General features: G+C 71.9%; 19 protein-coding genes. 9 read left to right on the top strand and 10 right to left on the bottom strand.

Annotated features, from left to right (window positions below; all coding sequences use genetic code 11):
* The first annotated feature begins 184 nt into the window (after nt 1-184).
* The 6 genes from ACIQOE_RS35740 to ACIQOE_RS35715 all read left to right on the top strand — a co-directional run bounded on the left by ACIQOE_RS35740 (nt 185) and on the right by ACIQOE_RS35715 (nt 5128).
* Nucleotides 185-562, top strand: coding sequence for an STAS domain-containing protein (locus ACIQOE_RS35740; protein ID WP_351324394.1), 378 nt, complete (start codon nt 185-187; stop codon nt 560-562).
* 132 nt (nt 563-694) lie between these two features.
* A complete protein-coding gene (locus ACIQOE_RS35735; protein ID WP_362641404.1) occupies nt 695-1381 on the top strand; it encodes a GAF and ANTAR domain-containing protein in 687 nt (228 codons plus the stop codon).
* 362 nt (nt 1382-1743) lie between these two features.
* A complete protein-coding gene (locus ACIQOE_RS35730; RefSeq protein ID WP_401416013.1) occupies nt 1744-2559 on the top strand; it encodes a SigB/SigF/SigG family RNA polymerase sigma factor in 816 nt (271 codons plus the stop codon).
* A gap of 77 nt (nt 2560-2636) precedes the next feature.
* Nucleotides 2637-3011, top strand: a complete 375-nt coding sequence (locus tag ACIQOE_RS35725) for a DUF5133 domain-containing protein (RefSeq protein ID WP_401416011.1) — start codon at nt 2637-2639, stop codon at nt 3009-3011.
* Nucleotides 3012-3273: 262 nt separating this feature from the next.
* On the top strand, nt 3274-3759 hold the full coding sequence (locus ACIQOE_RS35720; RefSeq protein WP_351324388.1) for a hypothetical protein: 486 nt from the start codon (nt 3274-3276) through the stop codon (nt 3757-3759).
* Nucleotides 3760-3901: 142 nt separating this feature from the next.
* Nucleotides 3902-5128 carry a cytochrome P450 gene (locus tag ACIQOE_RS35715; RefSeq protein ID WP_362641415.1) on the top strand — a complete coding sequence of 409 codons (1227 nt, stop codon included), beginning with the start codon at nt 3902-3904 and terminating at the stop codon, nt 5126-5128.
* 84 nt (nt 5129-5212) lie between these two features.
* On the opposite strand, the gene ACIQOE_RS35710 is transcribed toward ACIQOE_RS35715, so the two are convergent.
* The 5 genes from ACIQOE_RS35710 to ACIQOE_RS35690 all read right to left on the bottom strand — a co-directional run bounded on the left by ACIQOE_RS35710 (nt 5213) and on the right by ACIQOE_RS35690 (nt 9721).
* Complete coding sequence (locus tag ACIQOE_RS35710) at nt 5213-6478, bottom strand: cytochrome P450 (protein WP_351324386.1); 1266 nt, start codon at nt 6476-6478, stop codon at nt 5213-5215.
* Nucleotides 6475-7092 (bottom strand): ATP/GTP-binding protein, encoded by a 618-nt coding sequence (locus ACIQOE_RS35705; RefSeq protein ID WP_351324384.1) that lies wholly within the window; start codon nt 7090-7092, stop codon nt 6475-6477. Before ACIQOE_RS35705 ends, ACIQOE_RS35710 begins: the two co-directional genes overlap by 4 nt.
* Nucleotides 7073-7429 carry a DUF742 domain-containing protein gene (locus tag ACIQOE_RS35700; RefSeq protein ID WP_351324382.1) on the bottom strand — a complete coding sequence of 119 codons (357 nt, stop codon included), beginning with the start codon at nt 7427-7429 and terminating at the stop codon, nt 7073-7075. The genes ACIQOE_RS35705 and ACIQOE_RS35700 overlap by 20 nt, the downstream gene beginning before the upstream one ends.
* Entirely contained in the window at nt 7426-7845 is a 420-nt protein-coding gene (locus tag ACIQOE_RS35695) for a roadblock/LC7 domain-containing protein (protein ID WP_351939317.1), read from the bottom strand. The genes ACIQOE_RS35700 and ACIQOE_RS35695 overlap by 4 nt, the downstream gene beginning before the upstream one ends.
* 145 nt (nt 7846-7990) lie before the next feature.
* On the bottom strand, nt 7991-9721 hold the full coding sequence (locus tag ACIQOE_RS35690) for an ATP-binding protein (protein ID WP_401416007.1): 1731 nt from the start codon (nt 9719-9721) through the stop codon (nt 7991-7993).
* A 503-nt stretch (nt 9722-10224) separates the two neighbouring features.
* On the opposite strand from ACIQOE_RS35690, the gene ACIQOE_RS35685 reads away from it, so the two are divergent.
* Nucleotides 10225-11025, top strand: a complete 801-nt coding sequence (locus tag ACIQOE_RS35685; protein ID WP_401416005.1) for an SDR family NAD(P)-dependent oxidoreductase — start codon at nt 10225-10227, stop codon at nt 11023-11025.
* 100 nt (nt 11026-11125) lie between these two features.
* On the opposite strand, the gene ACIQOE_RS35680 is transcribed toward ACIQOE_RS35685, so the two are convergent.
* The 3 genes from ACIQOE_RS35680 to ACIQOE_RS35670 all read right to left on the bottom strand — a co-directional run bounded on the left by ACIQOE_RS35680 (nt 11126) and on the right by ACIQOE_RS35670 (nt 13710).
* Nucleotides 11126-11734: a TetR/AcrR family transcriptional regulator gene (locus ACIQOE_RS35680; protein ID WP_401416002.1), complete on the bottom strand. Its 609-nt coding sequence runs from the start codon at nt 11732-11734 to the stop codon at nt 11126-11128.
* 108 nt (nt 11735-11842) lie between these two features.
* Entirely contained in the window at nt 11843-12787 is a 945-nt protein-coding gene (locus ACIQOE_RS35675; RefSeq protein ID WP_401415999.1) for a hypothetical protein, read from the bottom strand.
* 287 nt (nt 12788-13074) lie between these two features.
* On the bottom strand, nt 13075-13710 hold the full coding sequence (locus tag ACIQOE_RS35670) for a GntR family transcriptional regulator (RefSeq protein WP_401415997.1): 636 nt from the start codon (nt 13708-13710) through the stop codon (nt 13075-13077).
* Between ACIQOE_RS35670 and ACIQOE_RS35665 the strand changes: the two genes are divergently transcribed.
* Together ACIQOE_RS35665 and ACIQOE_RS35660 are read left to right on the top strand one after the other, a co-directional pair.
* Nucleotides 13690-14241 (top strand): YbhB/YbcL family Raf kinase inhibitor-like protein, encoded by a 552-nt coding sequence (locus tag ACIQOE_RS35665; RefSeq protein WP_365556035.1) that lies wholly within the window; start codon nt 13690-13692, stop codon nt 14239-14241. The two genes, ACIQOE_RS35670 and ACIQOE_RS35665, sit on opposite strands and share 21 nt — an antisense overlap.
* A 266-nt stretch (nt 14242-14507) precedes the next feature.
* Nucleotides 14508-14852: a hypothetical protein gene (locus ACIQOE_RS35660; RefSeq protein ID WP_365556033.1), complete on the top strand. Its 345-nt coding sequence runs from the start codon at nt 14508-14510 to the stop codon at nt 14850-14852.
* A gap of 26 nt (nt 14853-14878) precedes the next feature.
* Here ACIQOE_RS35660 and ACIQOE_RS35655 read toward each other — a convergent pair whose 3' ends face one another.
* Both ACIQOE_RS35655 and ACIQOE_RS35650 read right to left on the bottom strand, forming a co-directional pair.
* Nucleotides 14879-15550 (bottom strand): sigma-70 family RNA polymerase sigma factor, encoded by a 672-nt coding sequence (locus ACIQOE_RS35655; RefSeq protein WP_401415993.1) that lies wholly within the window; start codon nt 15548-15550, stop codon nt 14879-14881.
* A gap of 314 nt (nt 15551-15864) precedes the next feature.
* On the bottom strand, nt 15865-17565 hold the full coding sequence (locus ACIQOE_RS35650; protein WP_401416237.1) for an L-aspartate oxidase: 1701 nt from the start codon (nt 17563-17565) through the stop codon (nt 15865-15867).
* Nucleotides 17566-17648: the final 83 nt, after the last annotated feature.

The raw sequence follows: 17648 nt of genomic DNA, 5'->3' as shown, positions 1-17648 counted from the left end.
CGACGGCCGGGGCCTGTGGCCGTCCACCGGCCGGGTGCCCGCCGCACCGCCGGGAAAACGACGACGGCCTCCCCTTCTCGTGCTCCCCGCGCCGCGCCCCGGAGCCCGCGAGACGCGCTCCCTCGGCACGACGGGTGCCTGTGCCCCCTCGCGCACGCACGATCTTCACGACATACTCACCGGCATGAATTCCGCGAGTGGCGGCGAAGAGAGGCCGCCGGAACCGACCACGGCGCCCACGGGGTCGCTGCCGCACGTCACGCAGGAGGCGCAGGGTGACGCGTGGGTGGTGACCGTCGTCGGCGCCTTCGACCTGAACTCGGTCTCCGCGCTGTCGGCGGCGCTGGAGAGCGGAGTCCGGACCCACTCCACGGTGGTGGTGGACGCCTCCGGCCTCACCTTCGCCGACTCGACGGTCCTGAACCTGCTGCTGCACTTCCACCGGAAGGCCGTGCTGCGCGTGGCCTCTCCCGCGTCCCCGCTCGCCAGGGTGCTGGCGCTCACGGGAGCGGACCGGGTGCTGGACGTCCGGCCCACCGTGGCGGACTCGATCGGCGGGTGACGGGCCGGCCCCGCTGCGGGGCGGACCGCGGGCCGGGGAAGCGGAAGGCCGCTCTCGTCGAACTCGCCCTGCGCGGTGTGCGGAGGACGGGGTACAAGACTCCTCGTAACCGGAGACGAGAGGGTGGACGACGTGGACTGGGGTCGGTTCGCGCAGCAGATGGCCGCGATGGCGCGTGATCTGCTGGCACAGGATTCGGTGGCCGGCACGCTGGAAAGGATCACCGGTTCGGCGACCGAGCTGGTCGAGGGCTGCGACGCGGCCGGCATCCTCGTGCTGCACGACCGGCAGGTGGAGACGCTCGCCCCCACCGCCCAGCTGGCCGTCGACAGTGACCGGCTCCAGGAACACCTCGGAGAGGGCCCGTGCTTCGACGCCGCGAGGAGTTCGCTCGGCGAGCGGGTCTTCCGTATCTCCGACCTCACCGCCGCCCATCAGCGCTGGCCCGCCTACGCCCCGCAGGCCCACAAGCTGGGGATCGGCAGCATGATGGGCTTCCTGCTGTACACCGACGACGAAGACCTCGGCGCCCTGAACCTGTACTCCCGCGAGCCCGGCGCGTTCACCGCCACCAGCGAGACGGCCGGTCTGCTGCTGGCCTCGCACGCCGCGGTGGCGTTCTCCGCCGCCCGCACCCACGCCCAGATGGAACAGGCGGTCACCACCCGCCACACCATCGGCGAGGCCATGGGCATCCTCATGGGCGCCCGCCACCTCACCGAGGACCAGGCCTTCGACGTCCTGCGCCGGTACTCCCAGGAACAGAACGTCAAGCTCCGCGAGGTCGCCCGCCGGATGTGCGAACAGGGCGCTCTGTAGTCGCGGTGGAGGCGGCTTCTCCGGCTCACGGTCTGAACCGGAGAAGCCTGGACCGGGCCGGCTCCCCCGGGGGAAATCTCCCGCACCCGTTCCTTGTCCCCGGGTCCCCTGCCTGATCGGTCTCAGACCTCCGCGTCGGGACGCGCCGCTCCCGTGCGTTCCACTCCTCGGTTTGCGGTGCGCGATCGGGGGCACGCGAAGGTCAGTGCTTCGGACCGGAGGCGCATGCCCAGCGGGGACATCCCCGACTGCCCGGCTCCTCTGGTGCCGGGTCCCCTCGTTGCGGCACCCCTGACCACGCGTTCAGAGATCCGGAATCCGAATTCCGGGGCTTTCCGAACATCCGTCCAGGAGTTGTTCGCATGCCCGGCAACATCGCCTCCAGCCGGTCCCGCACGCCCGCGCGTGCCCCGTCCCGGCACCCCCACGACGACGCCCCCGAGACCGCCGCCCGCTTCGCCCGGCTCGCCGCCCTCGGTGACGGCCCCGAACGGGACGCCCTGCGCGACGAACTGGTGGCCGCCTGGCTGCCCATGGCGCACCGTCTCGCCGGCCGCTTCCGCGACCGCGGCGAGAACATCGAGGATCTGCGCCAGGTGGCCGCCCTCGGGCTGGTCAAGGCCGTCGACCGCTACGAACCGTCCCGCGGCGCCTTCGAGAGCTACGCGATCCCCACCATCACCGGTGAGGTCAAGCGGCACTTCCGCGACCGGATGTGGGCGCTGCGCGTGCCCCGCAGCGTGCAGGAACTGCGCAACCGCGTACGGGTGGCCCGTCGCGAACTCATGGAGCGGCCGGGCAGCCCGGAACCGTCCCGGGCCGCACTCGCCGCCCACACCGGGCTGACCGAGGACGAGGTCAAGGCCGGTCTGGAGGCGCTGGAGAGTTTCAGCACCCTGTCCCTGGACGCCGAACTCTCCGCCGGCGAGGACGGCCACAGCCTCGCCGACACCCTCGGAGACGTGGACGGCTCCTTCGACACCGTCGTGGACCGGGAAGCCGTCAAGGAAGGCCTGCGCCGGCTGCCCGAGAGGGAGCGGGAAATCCTCTACATGCGTTTCTTCGAGGACATGACGCAGAGCCGGATCGCCGACAAGCTCGGCATCTCCCAGATGCACGTCTCCCGCCTCATCACCCGCAGCTGCGCCACGGTCCGGGCCCAGGCCCTCCACCAGTGACGCACGCCGCCATCCCGCACACCCCGCACACCCCGCACACCCCGCTACCCACAGCCGGCATCCGAGGAGCCCGTCCCATGCTCATGCCCCACCCCGCCACCCTGCGCAGACTGCTCACGGAGTACGAAACGCTCCTCGCGGCCGACACACGCGCCGACGGCACCGCGCCCGGCGCACGCCTGGAGGACCTGGTCTACACGCTGTGCGTGTCCACCGGGACGCGGGAGATCGCCCACGCCCTGCGAGCGGCGCACGACTACCTCGACCAGCCGATCGACAGCAGCGGCGGCGCAGGTGCGGGCGCGGCGACCGGGACGGACCGGGTGCGGGCCGTCCTGCCCGCCGGCCGGCTCCAGAGCCCGGCAGGTGCCACACCTCTCCCGCACAGCGGAATCCCGCACACCGGCGCGCCGGTCCCCGTACCGGCGGAACAACCGCTCGGAGCGGCCTAGGCTTCGCACGCGGAAGGCGTCCGGCACGTACGGCGCCCTCCGCGCCGCCTCACCCGACTGTGGCCCGTCCCGTTTCCCATGGGGCGGGCCACAGCCGTGTGCGGGCGGACCCGTACCGGCCGGGCGGCAGGACCCTCACGAAGGGCGCCACCGAGACTCCCCGCGACGCCGTCGGCGCGGGAAGATCGACGTCGTCGAGATCGTCCGCGGCGATGCCGGGGCTCCACAACCCGGCTGTGGCCGCACGTCCAAGGAGTCCTTGATGTGGTCCACGATCGTCGCCGTCCTCGGCACACTCGCCGGTGTCGCGCTGGCGGGACACGCCCAGCGGTCCAGCGATCGGCAGGCTCGCCTGCACGCGCATCGCCAGGAGGTGACGCGCGCCGTCGCCGAGTTGCTGGAGGCCGTCGTACGCCACCGTGAAGTGCACTGGCTGTTCGTCGAGTCCCGCCGCGCGGGCGACGCCGAGACGGCGGAGGAGCGCGCGGCCCGCGCGACCACGCGCAGCGCGGCCACGGTCGCCCGTGACCGGGTCGGCCTCCTCGTCGACGCCGAGCCCGTGCTGGTGGGGGCCATCGAGACCGCGTGGCGGGCGGCCATGGATCTGCCCGACATCGTCCTCGGGCCGGTGAGCGGTGGCCGGTTCGCGCCGGAGGTCGAGGAAGCCCTGGAAGCCGCGCGGGCGCGGTGCCGAAGCTCCCACACCGCCCTCCGGATCGCGGGCTCCGCCTATGTGAGGGCCCGTTGAACCGGCGTCCGGGCGAACTCCGCATGCCTTGCGCGCCAGATGAATCGGTTGCACGCTCAACTTCGGCCAGGACTGGCCTGTTTGAGTCACCGGAAGATCATTAATGTGTCGCGTGAGCGCAGGCATCTACCTGAGGAGTTCCGTGTCCGCTGCCCCGCTGGTACCCGACATCCTTTCCCCCGAGTTCGCCATGGACCCCTACCCCGCCTACGCGGTGATGCGGGAGAAGGAACCGCTCATCTGGCACGAGGCGACCCAGAGTTACGTCATCTCCCGCTACCAGGACGTCGAGCGCGTCTTCAAGGACAAGAACGCGGAGTTCACGACCGACAACTACGACTGGCAGCTGGAGCCGGTCCACGGCAAGACCATCCTGCAGCTGAGCGGCCGTGAGCACGCGGTGCGCCGGGCGCTCGTCGCCCCCGCCTTCCGCGGCAGCGACCTGCAGGAGAAGTTCATGCCGGTCATCGAGCGCAATTCGCGTGAACTCATCGACGCCTTCCGGCACTCCGGCTCCGCCGACATCGTCGCCGACTACGCGACCCGGTTCCCGGTCAACGTCATCGCGGACATGCTGGGCCTGGACAAGGCGGACCACACCCGCTTCCACGGCTGGTACACCGCCGTGATCGCCTTCCTCGGCAACCTCTCCGGCGACCCCGGTGTGACCGCGGCGGGCGAGCGCACCCGGGTGGAGTTCGCCGAGTACATGATCCCGATCATCCGCGAACGGCGCGACAACCTGGGGGACGACCTGCTGTCCTCGCTGTGCGCCGCCGAGGTCGACGGCGTCCGGATGAGCGACGAGGACATCAAGGCCTTCTGCAGCCTGCTCCTCGCGGCCGGCGGCGAGACCACCGACAAGGCGATCGCGAGCATCCTGGCCAACCTGCTGGTGCATCCGGAGCAGTTGGCGGCCGTCCGCGAGGACCGGAGCCTGATATCCGCGGCCTTCGCGGAGACGCTGCGCTACACCCCGCCGGTGCACATGATCATGCGGCAGTCGGCCACGGACGTCGAGGTCAGCGGCGGCACCATCCCGGCCGGGGCCACCGTGACCTGCCTCATCGGTGCCGCCAACCGGGACGAGCAGCGCTTCCGCGAGCCCGACCGGTTCGACATCTTCCGCGACGACCTCACCACGACGTCGGCGTTCTCGGCGGCCGCCGACCACCTGGCCTTCGCGCTCGGCCGCCACTTCTGCGTCGGCGCCCTGCTGGCCAAGGCGGAGGTCGAGACCGGCGTGAACCAGCTGCTCGACGCGATGCCCGACCTCCGCCTCGCCGACGGCTTCGACCCGGTCGAGCAGGGGGTGTTCACCCGCGGACCGCAGTCGCTGCCGGTCCGCTTCACTCCGAACGCCGGCTGAGAGCCGCCGCCGGCTCCACGGTCCCGCCGGCGATCCGGGCAGCCGCCGTACACCTGCCCGGCCCGGCGGCGCGGGCCGCGGCCGCTACTGGACGGTCGGGGTGAACCGCACCGGCAGGGACGTCAGTCCGCGCATCCACACCGACGGACGCCACGTCAGGTCATCCGCCTCGACGGCCAGCACCAGGTCGGGGAGGCGCTCCAGCAGCGTCTCCACCGCCGTACGCGCCATCACGTCCGCGAGGAGCGGCGCCGGATAGGGACAGCGGTGCTCGCCGTTGCTGAAGGACAGGTGCGCCGAGTTCTCCGCGCCGACGTGCGACTCGGGCCAGATCTGCGGGTCGGTGTTGGCCGCCGCCAGGCCCAGGACGAGACAGTCGCCCTCCCGGATCAGGCGCCCGCCGAGCTGCGTGTCGCGCACGGCCCAGCGGCCGATGAAGTTCTGCGTCGGAGTGTCCAGCCACAGCACCTCGTTGAGGGCCTCGCCCACGCTCACCCGGCCGCCGGAGACGTTGAGCGCGAACCGCTCGTCGGTGAGCAGCAGCCGTAGCGTGTTGCAGATCCAGTTGGCCGTCGGCTGCTGCGCGGCGGCGATGACGGAGATCAGGTCCTGCACGATCTCCTCGTCGCTGAGCCCCGCCGGATCCAGCAGCATCCGCGAGGTGACGTCCGAGCCCGGCCGATCCCGCTTCTCCTTGACGAGCTGCATGATCCGCTCGCCGACGCGCATGTACGCCGCCACCGGGTCGTCGCCCTCGCCCGCGTCGAGCGAGATCCGCAGGTCGTCGACGAGTTGCTCGGTGTCCGTGCTGTCCTGCGGCATGCCGCACATCCACAGCACGCCACGGGCCGGCAGCGCGTGCGCGTACGTACTCATCAGCTCGGCCTCGCCGCTGCCGGCGAACGAGGAGATCAACTGCCCCGCGATCAGCTCGCATTCACGGGCCAGCTCGAACTGGTCCACGCCCTCCAGCGCCTGCGTGATGACACCCGCCCGGCGCTGGTGCTCCGTCCCCTCCGTGAACAGCACCGAGGGCTGGTAGCCGACGTACGGCAGCAGCGGCCAGTCCGGCGGGATGGCGTCCCACTGGTTCCACCGCCGCGAGTCCCGCGCGAACAGCTCGTCGTGGCTGGTGACGTAGGAGACCTCGGGGTAGCCGAGGACGAGCCAGGCCGGGATGTCGCCGTCCAGCAGCACCGGCGCGACCGGACCGTGCTCCCGGCGCAGGGAGCGGTACAGCTGCGAGGGCGTCTGCTGGTACTGGAGGCCGGCCAGCTGCACGGCCGAGCCGTGCGCGGGGCAGCCGGGTGGCGGCGGGGGCGCGGACGGGGAGCCGGTGGGGTCGCTCACGGTGTGCTCTCCTGGGACAGGGCCATTGAGTAGAGGTGGTCCACGAGGGTGATGAGGACCTCCTTGCAGGAGGACCGGACCCGGGCGTCGCAGTCGACCATCGGGACGTGCTCGCCGAGGGCGAGGGCCTTGCGGATCTCTTCGAGCGAGAAACGGCTCGCGTCGTCGTCGAAGCGGTTCACGGCCACCACGAACGGCGTCCGGTGGTGTTCCAGTCGGTCTATCGCGTACCAGGAGTCCTGCATGCGGCGCGTGTCGACGAGGACGACCGCGCCAAGGGTGCCGGAGAACAGGCGGTCCCACAGGAACCAGAACCGCTCCTGGCCCGGTGCGCCGAACAGGTACAGGACCATGCGCTGATTGAGGCTGATGCGGCCGAAGTCGAACGCGACGGTCGTGGTGGTCTTGCGCTCCACCCCGGCCGTCTCGTCGACGCCCTGTCCCGCCTGCGTCATGACCTCTTCGGTGTTCAGCGGCCTGATCTCGCTCACCGAGCGCACCAGGGTGGTCTTTCCCACGCCGAAGCCGCCGACGACGACGATCTTCAGGCCGGTCTCGGCGGTGTCGGTCAGCGGCGTGCGCTGGGAGGGCAGCTCAGAGGTTGCGGAGCCCATGGAGGACCTCCTGGAGCAGGGCGGTTTCGGGGAGCGAGGCGACCGATTCGGCCGCCCGGGGGTGACGGGCGCTGACCTTGCCCATGTCATGGAGGTCGCCGACGAGGATCCGGGTGACGGTGATGGGCAGCTTCAGTTCTGCGGAGATCTCGACCAGCGCCGTGGGGTGCCGGCACAGCTCCAGGATCCGCACGTGCTCGGACTGCATGCCGGTGCTGGGTTCGCTCTCGCTGACGATCAGCGTCACCAGGTCGAAGGCGTCGTCGGCGGTGCTGCGGCCGCCCGTGACCATGTAGAGCCGGTCGGGATCGCCCACGTCCACGGGTTTGTGCATCACGCGGAGGCACCTCGGCCGGCGGGCGTGCGCGGCTCGGCCCGCAGGTGCTCGCCGATCTGCTCGACGAGTTCCGTCATCTGGTGGCCGACGACACCGGGGTCGGCGTCCTCCTGCGCGACGACCGCGAGGTGCGCGCCCTCACCGGCCTCGACGATGAACAGCAGGCCGCCGTGGAACTCCGTCATGGAGTGCCGTACGCCGCCCGTTCCGTCGCCGAACTCGGCGGACGCGCCCTGCGCGAGGGCCTGGATGCCGGAGCAGATGGCCGCCAGCTGGTCGGCCTGGTCGAGGGCCATGTGCTCCGTCCAGCACAGCTTCAGGCCGTCCCGGGACAGGACGAGCGCGTGGCGGGTGCCCGGGGTGCGCTCCAAGAGGTTCGTCAGGAGCCAGGTGAGGCTGTTGTCAGTGGTCTCCATGGTGGCTGGGACGGGTTGTGACCGGTGAGGTCACCCGGCCCGTTCCTCCAATCGATCGTCGGCGGCGGCGAGGCGCGATGGCGGTGGGCGGCTGCCCTTGAGGAGTACGCGCAGGGGCGTACGTGGATGTGTGGTCGCTCGCGGCCTAGTCGGCCGCTGTTCCCGGCCCGTCGTCGGGGCGGGCGGCCGGGTCGGGGGCCGTACCGCCGTGCCGGGCACGGTGGAAGGCACCGAACTGGCTTCCGGCGCTGCGCGCGGGTCCCGGCTCACGGGACCCGGCCGAGGGCGCCGGCACCGACGGTTTCTGCCGGGCGCGTTCGGCCTCGGCCATGGTGCGGCCGGGGGCGCGCACGGGCAGTCCGTTGTCGGTGACGGTGTCCTGGTCGGCCGAAGGTGCGGGACCGGGATCCGGCACGAGGTCCGCAGGAGCGACCGGCGGAGCGAGCCGGGCGGCCGGCTCCGGCGCCGCGGGAGCGGGTACGGTCGCCGGGGCCTGAGCGCCGCGCCGTGGCCGCTCGACGAGCGGTTCCCGCTGCTGGGCCACCAGCTGCGGCGGCAGCAGGACGACGACACCGGTGCCGCCGCGCGAGGAGGGCCGGTAGTTGACGCTGATGCCGTACCGCTCGGCGAGGCGTCCCACCACGGCCAGGCCGAGGCGGGTGCCCTGCAGCGAGGCGAGGTCGGTGACACGGCCCGACACGGACTCCTCCGCCCGGCGCATGGCGGCGTCGGACATCTTCAGACCGCTGTCCTCGATGGTGACGACGACACCCGCGCTGCGCTCCTCCACGTAGACGTGGACCTCGTCGATGGGCGGCGAGAAGTTGGCGGCGTTGTCCATGAGTTCGGCGAGCAGGTGCATCACGCCTTCGGAGGCGAAGCCGGCGATCGCCGCCTTGCTGGAGGAGTGCAGCCGCACGCGCCGGTAGGCGGCGATCCGGCCGACCGCGCCGCGCAGGATGCTCTCCATGATGATCGGCTTGTTCCACACGCGGCTGGACCGGCCGCCCATCAGCAGCGCGAGCCGGTCGGTCATCAGGCCGAGCTGGGAGGTGCTGTGGTCCAGCCGCAGCAGGTCGCCGAAGACCTCGCCGCCGTGACGGTCCTGCATGTCCCGCAGGTCGGCGAGCATGGAGACGGTCTTCGCCTGGACCCGGCTCAGTGCCTTGGCCGAGGCTGCCTGGGCGGCGGCGGACCGCCGTTCGCTGTAGGCCAGTTCCCGGACGAACCACTCGGCCGAGCCGGCCAGCACGTCGTCCTGCGGCCAGGCGAGCTTGGTGAGGACGGTGTTGCCCGAACTGCCTTCCCGCAGCAGGGCCACCGCGGCGGGCAGCGTCTCGCCGATCAGGCGCTCCAGCTCGGCCCTCTCCTGCGTCAGCTCGGTCCGGGCGGCACGCAGCTGCTCCTCGGCCTGGACGGCGCGTCGAACCGATTCGGCGAGTTCGCCGGTGAACGTGTGCAGCATCTGGCGCAGTTGCGGGTCGGACGGGACGGCGACCCGGGACAGGGCCTCGTCGGCGCCGGCGCCGCTCTTCAGGTGCCGTGCGACGCCCGGCAGGGTGACGCCGACGAGCTGGGCCGTCTGCGCCTCCTGCTGCCGCCAGTTGTCCTTGGTCATCTCCAGCTCGCCGCCGGAGGCGTCCGCCTGCCGCAGGGCGCGGCGCAGGAGGTAGGAGGCGGTGCTGACGACGGCCACGAGGCAGCCGCAGGCGGCGACGGCCGTGCCCATGACCCAGGTGCGGGCGCCTTCGGGAGCGAGGAGGACCGTGGTGGCGGCGCCCGCGGCCGCGAGGACCAGGATCACCGGGAACACGGTGGGGGATGAGCGCGCCCCTTTCCCGCGTCGACGCTGACGGGGGCGAGCAGGCACTGGCATTCCGCGGTCCCTCGGTCCGTATGAGCAGAGATCACGTGGGCGACTGGACGTCGTAGACGTCCCGGAGCACAGCCGTTTCAGGACGGCGGGCTTCCGGTTCACGCACGCCGCTCATGCTAGCCACCCCTCGAACCCCTCGGACTGTACCAACGACCTGATCCCTCACACGAGTTCAGTTAGTCGGGAAACCGCCCTCGCCACACATGCGTGTGATACGCAACTTGACCCGTTTCTGACTGATCTTGAACGTCCGGAACCCGGCATTCTGTGACGACGGTGTGCGGACGCCCGCACGCCGAGAACACGATTCGAGCGTCGAGCAAACGCTTTCGGCCAAGTACGTCCCGGGGATGTCCCCCGGAGAGGCGCCGACGTGCGCTCCGGGATGGCGCGGGGGCGGGTCACGAAGGTCGGCATGTCGTAAGTATGCAAGTGTAGACTTGCTGTCGGGAACGTCACCTGACGGTGCCCCGATGTGATCTGCTCACGGAAGAGAACACGGCATGGACCTGAATCTGGTGGGGAAGCGGGCGTTGGTCACCGGTTCGAGCTCCGGGCTCGGCGAGGCCGTCGCGAAGATGCTGGCGGCCGAAGGCGCGGCGGTGGTCGTCCATGGACGGGACAAGGGCCGCACGGAACGGGTCGCCGACGAGATCCGCGCGGCCGGCGGCTCGGCGACCACGGCGCTCGGCGACCTCGCGCACGACGGGGAGGCCGCCGACGTCGCCCGCGCGGCGGCCGAGCACGGCCCGGTCGACATCCTCGTCAACAACGCGGGCTTCTACCGGCATCTGGGCTGGTCGGAGGCGACTCCCGAGGAGTGGCTCTCGACGTACGACATCAACGTCGTCTCGGGGGTGCGGATGATCCGGCACCTGGTGCCGCCCATGCGTGAGAGGGGCTGGGGCCGGGTGGTCACGATCGGCGGCGGGCTCGCCTCCCAGCCGATGGACACGCACCCGCAGTACAACGCCACCCTGGCCGCTCGGCACAACCTCGCGGTCTCGTTGGCCCGTGAACTCAAGGGCACCGGGGTGACCTCGAACGTGGTGTCGCCCGGCGCGATCCTCGTGGACTCGGTGAAGGACCTCCTGACGGGCATCGCGCCCGCTCGCGGGTGGGGCGAGTCGTGGGAGGAGATCGAGCGCAACTCCGTCGAGGCGCTCATCCCGAACGATCAGGAGCGGTTCGGCGAGCCGCGCGAGATCGCGGCGGCCGTCGCCTACCTGTGCAGCGAGCACGCCCAGTACGTCAGCGGAGCCACCCTCCGGGTCGACGGCGGCGTGATCCGGTCCGCGTTCTGACGCGGGAGGATGAGCGGGCCCGCACTGTGGACAATTATTCGCATATGCGAACGGTTGTGCTGGGGGCTTCTCCCGCGCTTCGCCCGGCCGCGGCGCGGTGCTACTGCTCGGCGCCGTCGGCCGCCGGGGCGGGCTCGCGCCGGCCGACGACGGGATCGAGCATGCCGGAGACCAGATCCGCCAGCTCCTCGTTACCGGCCTCCGCCAGTGCGGTCGTGCCGACCACGGCACGCAGCAGCCAGGTGCCCGCGACCAGTGCGAGGCCGAGCTGTGCGCGAACCTCCGCGTCAGGTCCGTCGAGCAGCCCGGCGAAGCGGGCGCCCACGTGGGACTCGATGCCCGCGCGGAGGATGTCCGCGGCTTCGGGTTCCGCGGCCGAACGCAGCAGGAGAAGGAACGGGTCGAGCCGTTCGGCGTCCGGCGCCGTGCGCTCCGCGAGGGTACGGGCGACGGCGTGGGACAGCCCGGCCGGATCGTCGCCGATGATCGTCGGCGGTGCGAAAGCGCGTTCCACGGCCTCGGCGAAGAGGTTCCGCTTCGACCCGAAGTAGCGGTTGATCATCATGGCCGTGACGCCGGCCCGCTCGGAGATCTGCCGGACCCCGGCCGCGGCGTACCCGTGCTCGGTGAACTCGATGATCGCGGCGGCGAGAATGGCCTCACGCGTCGCGGCGCTGTCGCGCTTCCGGGCGGGCTGTACGGCACTCATGGCAGCGAGCATACGGCGAGTGATCTCCCTGACCCGTCGGGCCAGGTCGGGCACGACGGCACCGCGGCCCACGGTGCCGTGCCCCGCCCGGAGGCCCGGCGGCCGCGGCTACGCGTCGGTCCGGCGGACGGGGTGGCCGGACGTGTCCGTGGTGAGCCAGGACCCGTCGCCGAGCGGCTGGATGTCGTAGGGGTTGTCGGCGTGCGCCTCGAACACCGCTCGGACCTGGCCGGAGAGCGCGTCCACGCGGTAGTGGCGGAACCACTCCTGCTCGTCCTCGGTCTCGCCGGCGAGGGTGACGACGATCGTGTCCTGGGTCAGGTAGCCGCCGCTCCACTCCATGCAGATCTCGTCGGGATCGTGCCCGAAGGCGTCGACGGGCAGCGTGAACCTCACCGCGCCGTCCGGGTAGGTGTGCACCGCGACGTCGGCCTGTCCGTGATCGATCGTCATGAACTGCTGGCCGTCCGGTGACAGGTCGATGAGACACCGGTCGTCCCACGGATAGGCGACGAGGTCCATCCGGGACCCGGTCAGCGACGCGCGGTAGACGACCGAGCCGTCCTGTCCCTCGCCCACGTCGAGGAGGACGTGACCGTCCGCCGGATGCGGCAGTTGCAGCCCGCCGTGCCCGACGGTGTCCAGATCCGCCTGCGCGACGACCGCTCCGGTCCCGGAGTCCAGCGCGACCCACTGGTCGGGCCGGTCGCGGCCGGCCATGGCGTCCGGGCGATAGACCCACAGCACCCGCTGGTCCGACGACAGCACGCAGCCGGGCCGGTGTCCGTGCCGCCGGTCCGAACGGGGCTCGAACGGCGACCGCCAGACCTCGGTCCCGTCCGCGGTCACGCAGACGGCGGCGTCGAGGGTCGTGTAGTAGGCGCGCCGCAGGTCCGAGGCGACGGCGCGGCCCGCGACGTCGTCGGCCGGGGAGGGCGGAAACACTGCTGCCGGGGCCAGAACACCCATGGCGTCGGCGGTCGGTTCGTAGGCGCAGATGTGCCCGCCGACGAGTCGCGTGACCGTCTGCCGGGGGCGAGGGGATTGATCCACGCCTCGGAGACTAGCGGCTCGGTCGATCTTCGGCCGGGCCGGCCGTCAGGCCGAGTGATCGACCACCGGGGCCGGTTGGCGAACGTGCGCCGGTACGAGGTCGGGGTCGTGTGCATCCGCTTGCCGAAGTGGGCGCCCACAGGCCCTCCACGGCCTGGCGAAGAAGACCGCCGTCGAATTCCGTTCCAGCGGCACCTGCACGGCCCTGGACGGCGCCGAGGACTTCGGCAACCTCAACGCCTTCCCGGCCCGCTGACCCGCCGCGGGCCGCCACCCGCGGAGGTCGGTCAGGTGCCCGACAGCCCGGTGGCGGTCTGCGTGAGGTGCCGCGTCAGCAGCGCCGCCGCCGTGTCGGCGTTCCGGGCCAGGGCGGCTTCCTCCAGGCGGCGGTGCTCGTCGAAGCCGTCCCGGTCCGGATTGCGACGGGCCGAGAAGCGGCGGGCCAGCTCGCTCGCGGTCCACATCCGGTCGAAGGTCTCCAGCAGCACCGGGTTGCCGCAGCCCTCCAACAGGGCGCGGTGGAAGAGGCGGTGGGCCTCGGACCACGCCTCGCTGTAGTACTCGCCTTCCCCGGGCACGTAGGGCGGGGTGCGGGTCAGGCGATGGTGGGCGGCGCGTACGTGCGCCTCCCAGTCGAGGTCGCCGCGCTCGATCGACATGCGCAGCAGGACCGGTTCGACGGTACGGCGGGCCTCCGCGATCTCCTGCCAGCGACGGTCGGAGGCGGCGGGGACGGCGAAGCCGCGGTTGGGCAGCCGGTCGGCGAGTCCTTCGCCGACCAGCCGTACGAGCGCCTCGCGTACGACGGCCAGGCTCACGCCCTGCTCCCTGGCCAGCTCCTGCGGCTTGAGGACGGCGCCGGAGGCGTGGTCCCCGCGCATGATCGCGTCCCGCAGGTGTGCGTGGACCTGCTCGGAGAGCATCTGCTTCCCCTTCCCCGACGGGATGGAGCAGCCCCCTTCACCGTCACCAGCACCACCGTCCGTGAGGGCGGCACCTGGCCGCCCGAGCAGTTCTCCGGCATCTTCGGCGTCCCCGGCGGCAAGGACGTCTCCCCGCAGCTGTCCTGGAGCGGCGCCCCGGAAGGCACCAGGAGCTACGCCGTCACCGTCTACGACCCCGACGCCCCCACCGGGTCCGGGTTCTGGCACTGGGCGGTCGCCGACATCCCCGCCACGGTCACCGACCTGCCCGAGGGCGCCGGCGACGACACCGGATCGGGGCTGCTCGACGGTGCCTTCCAGATACCGGGCGACGCCCGCGCGGCCCGCTTCATCGGCGCCGCCCCGCCGGCCGGCCACGGCCCGCACCGCTACTTCGTCGTGGTGCACGCCCTCGACGTCGAGTCCACGGGGGTCGCGGCCGACGCCACCCCGGCCGTCCTCGGTTTCACCATGGCCGGCCACACCCTCGGCCGGGCGGTCCTGGTGGCGAACGCCGAGACCCCCGCCTGACGGACGGGCGTGCCGGGGCGGGGGCGGGGCGGGTATCGCGATACGTACCGAACCGTAAGACACTGGAGGAAAAGGATACTTCTCAGAGAGTGGTGCCACTGTCTCGTGCGCGCCGTGGTGGCCGTCGAGCGGTGTCACAGCGGACCCTCCGACCCGGTCCTATGGGGTGAAAACCCCCACCCGGGTTCCGGCGCCGCTAACAGGCCCGCCGGTGGCCGCCGCCACCGGGACCCGAGCGGCCGTACCCCACCACTTCGGAGCGCACGATGGACACGGACAAGCAGGCAGCGGCCCGCGGCCTGATCGACATCGAGGCCTACCTCTACCAGGAGGCCCACCTCGGCGCGGCCCGCCGGCGACTGGCCGAATTCATCGCGCGGGCAGACGACTTCAGCCCGGCCCAGAAGGACGCGCTCGAGAGGTGGTACCTCGACGAGCAGCGGTACGTGGCACGCATGGTCACGGACCACATCGCGGGCAGTATCAGCGCGGCGGAGGAGATGCACCGTGTGCGCCTCGGACGGTGGCTGCGCGGAACACTGATCGGTATGGCCCTGGCCCTCGTCGTGGTGATCGCCTGCACGGCTCTGCTCGTCGGCCTGCTGACCTGATCGGGCGGTGCGCGTGCTGGGGGCCCTCACTGCGCGTCCGCCACGAGAACACGCTCCAGGTGCGCCAGTTCGCCGGTGCGCGCGGCCCCGAGGAACGCCTGCACCAGGCGGCGGTGCGCGACGGGATCGACCTCCTGGCGGTGACGACGGCTGCCGAGCCGCTGCTGCGCACGTGCCACCTGCTGCCGTGCGTTGACGACGCTGAGGTGGAGCAGCGCCGCGATGCCGTCGTAGGAGTACCCGAACCCCTCGCGCAGCACGTACGCCGCTCGCTGCCTCGGTGTCAGCGTGGCCAGCAGCAGGGCGACGGCGTGTGCCACGGTGTCATGCCGCTCGGCGACCGACTCCGGTGACACGTCGAGGTCCGCCGTATCGGGAATCCAGGGACTGGCGCTGACCTCGCGGCGTCTGCGGGCCGACAGGGCCACGTTCACCGCCAACCGCGCGGTGATCGTCCGCAGCAGAGCGGACGGATTCTTCACGACCGTCCGGTCCGTGCCCTGCAGCCGCAGCCAGACTTCCTGCACGACGTCCTCGGCCTCCGTCGGACTGCCGACGATGCGGTGCGCTATGTGCAGCAGCGAGGGGCGGGTCCGGGTGAACACGGCGACCGCGTCGTCCAGTTCCGCGATGTCCGGCAGCGCGGGAGCGTCCTGCACGCCGGGCTCGCGCCTCGCTTCCATGAGGGTGGTGTCCACGGTCTTCTCCTCGGTCCTGTGGGGGGTGAGCGGTCCGCGACGGCCGCGCAACCAACCTCGCTTCCCGAGGTGGTGGGTCGCGCCCTTGACCGTCCGTGGCCGGTACGTGGTGAGCGCGTGGTGGCTGCGTGGCCGGGGACCAGGGGCCCGGGGGGAGGGGGAGGGGGAGGGGGGACACCCTGGCCTCGCCGGAGGAGGAACCGGTGACGGGCAGCGCGAAGGGCCCGCCGTTCCCCGGTGCGGACGACGGGCCCCGGGCACGGCCACGCGCGCGGGCTGCGGCACACCGACAGGGCGGAGCGCCGGCTCCGGGCCTACTCGACGAGCTTCCCGTCGGTCGTGACGTCCTCCATCAAGGAGGCGATCTCGTTCGGGACGGCGGAGATGCTCTCGCGCGTGACGCCGGTCGCGGGGGACCACACCAGGTTGACCCGCAGCGCGGGATCGGTCTGCGGGTAGTCGCTGCGGTTGTGGCAGCCGCGTGTCTCCCGCCGTTCGAGGGCGGCTTCCAGGGTGGCCCGGGCCGCCAGCGCCGCCGACTTCAGGTCGAAGGCGTGCGCGAGGTCCTGGAAGCCGGCGATGTCGGGATGCACACCGACGTCGTCCATCCGTTTCTCGACGGCCGCCAGCTCCGCGAGTCCGGTGCGCAGCCCCTGCTCGTCGCGGACGACACCGGCGTACTCGGTCATGATGTCGCGGATGGCACGCTGCAGGGCGCGCACGTTCTCGGGCCCGTCCGCGGCGAGCAGCCCGTCGACCTCGGCCCGCGCCTCGGCGACCGCGGAGGCCGACCGTCGCTGAGCGGTGAGCGACTCGGAGTACGCGGCCGCCGCCTGCCCGGTGAGCCGGCCGTAGACCAGCAGCTCGATGAGGCTGTTGCCGCCCAGCCGGTTGGCGCCGTGCAGGCCGCTCGCCGCCTCGCCGATGGCGTACAGCCCGCGTACGTCCGTGCCGTGGTCCTCCGGGCGCACCCAGACTCCGCCCATCGAGTAGTGCGCGGTCGGGGCGACCTCGATCGGATCCCGGGTGATGTCCAGCATCTGCAGGTCGAGGAGGGTCTGATAGACCCGGGGGAGCCGCTGCATGATGGTCTGGCGGGGGAGGTGCGACACGTCCAGCCACACGCCGCCGTCGGGTGTGCCGCGGCCCTCCTTGATCTCCGTGTAGGAGGCCAGGGCCACCCGGTCGCGGGTGGACAGTTCCATCCGCGCCGGGTCGTAGCGGCTCATGTACCGCTCGCCGAGGGCGTTGCGCAGGACACCGCCCTCGCCGCGGGCCGCCTCGCTGACCAGGGTGCCCGCCGCGTTCTCCGGCTCGATGATCCCCGACGGATGGAACTGGACCAGCTCCGGGTCGCGCAGCCGCGCGCCGGCCTCCACGGCGAGCCGGAAGGAGTCCCCGGTGTTCTCGTCGCGCCGGGACGACGTGCGGCGCCAGATCCGGGTGTGGCCGCCCGCGGCCAGGATGACGGCGTCGGCGTGCACGAGGTACCGGGTACCGGAGGCCAGGTCGAAGCCGTAGGCACCGAAGACGGCACCGTCCTCGACCAGCAGGCGGGTGATGTAGACGCCGTCCAGCACGGGTATGTCCAGCTGGCCGGCGCGCCGGATGAGCGTCCGCTGGATCTCCAGCCCCGTGTAGTCGCCGGCGAAAGCGGTACGGCGGTACTTGTGGGCCCCGAAGAACCGCTGGGAGATACGGCCGTCCGCCTCCCGGGCGAAGGCCATGCCGTAGCGCTCCAGGTCGTCGATGCCCCGCGCGGCGCCCCGGGTCACGATCTCGGCGGTGCGGGGGTCGCCCAGCAGGTAGCTCTCCTTGAGGGTGTCGGCCGCGTGCTGCTGCCAGCTGTCCTCGGGGTCCATCGTGGCCAGGGCGGCGTTGATGCCGCCGGCGGCGAGGGAGGTGTGGGCGTCCTCCTTGGGGCGCTTGCCCACGGCGATGACATCGACGCCGGCCTCCGCCAGCTCGATCGACGCGCGCAGGCCCGCGCCGCCGGTACCGATCACCAGCACCATGGTGGAAAGACGTTTTTCGGTGGCAACCACGACTGCTCCGATCGCTTGGGTGGGTCGGTCAACAGACCGGCGACCGGGACGTT

The organism is Streptomyces sp. NPDC091282, from assembly GCF_044757385.1.
Classification (GTDB): domain Bacteria; phylum Actinomycetota; class Actinomycetes; order Streptomycetales; family Streptomycetaceae; genus Streptomyces; species Streptomyces gramineus.
The sequence above is the reverse complement of the archived record's forward strand: the minus strand, read 5'-3'. Positions and strand labels throughout refer to the sequence as shown.

Coding starts and splice junctions, on each gene's coding strand:
- ACIQOE_RS35650 (WP_401416237.1), bottom strand. CDS start 17,565: ATGGTGCTGGTGATCGGTACCGGCGGCGCGGGCCTGCGCGCGTCGATC.
- ACIQOE_RS35720 (WP_351324388.1), top strand. CDS start 3,274: ATGTGGTCCACGATCGTCGCCGTCCTCGGCACACTCGCCGGTGTCGCG.
- ACIQOE_RS35705 (WP_351324384.1), bottom strand. CDS start 7,092: ATGGGCTCCGCAACCTCTGAGCTGCCCTCCCAGCGCACGCCGCTGACC.
- ACIQOE_RS35690 (WP_401416007.1), bottom strand. CDS start 9,721: ATGCCAGTGCCTGCTCGCCCCCGTCAGCGTCGACGCGGGAAAGGGGCG.
- ACIQOE_RS35660 (WP_365556033.1), top strand. CDS start 14,508: ATGGACACGGACAAGCAGGCAGCGGCCCGCGGCCTGATCGACATCGAG.
- ACIQOE_RS35670 (WP_401415997.1), bottom strand. CDS start 13,710: ATGCTCTCCGAGCAGGTCCACGCACACCTGCGGGACGCGATCATGCGC.
- ACIQOE_RS35740 (WP_351324394.1), top strand. CDS start 185: ATGAATTCCGCGAGTGGCGGCGAAGAGAGGCCGCCGGAACCGACCACG.
- ACIQOE_RS35725 (WP_401416011.1), top strand. CDS start 2,637: ATGCTCATGCCCCACCCCGCCACCCTGCGCAGACTGCTCACGGAGTAC.
- ACIQOE_RS35730 (WP_401416013.1), top strand. CDS start 1,744: ATGCCCGGCAACATCGCCTCCAGCCGGTCCCGCACGCCCGCGCGTGCC.
- ACIQOE_RS35695 (WP_351939317.1), bottom strand. CDS start 7,845: ATGGAGACCACTGACAACAGCCTCACCTGGCTCCTGACGAACCTCTTG.
- ACIQOE_RS35680 (WP_401416002.1), bottom strand. CDS start 11,734: ATGAGTGCCGTACAGCCCGCCCGGAAGCGCGACAGCGCCGCGACGCGT.
- ACIQOE_RS35685 (WP_401416005.1), top strand. CDS start 10,225: ATGGACCTGAATCTGGTGGGGAAGCGGGCGTTGGTCACCGGTTCGAGC.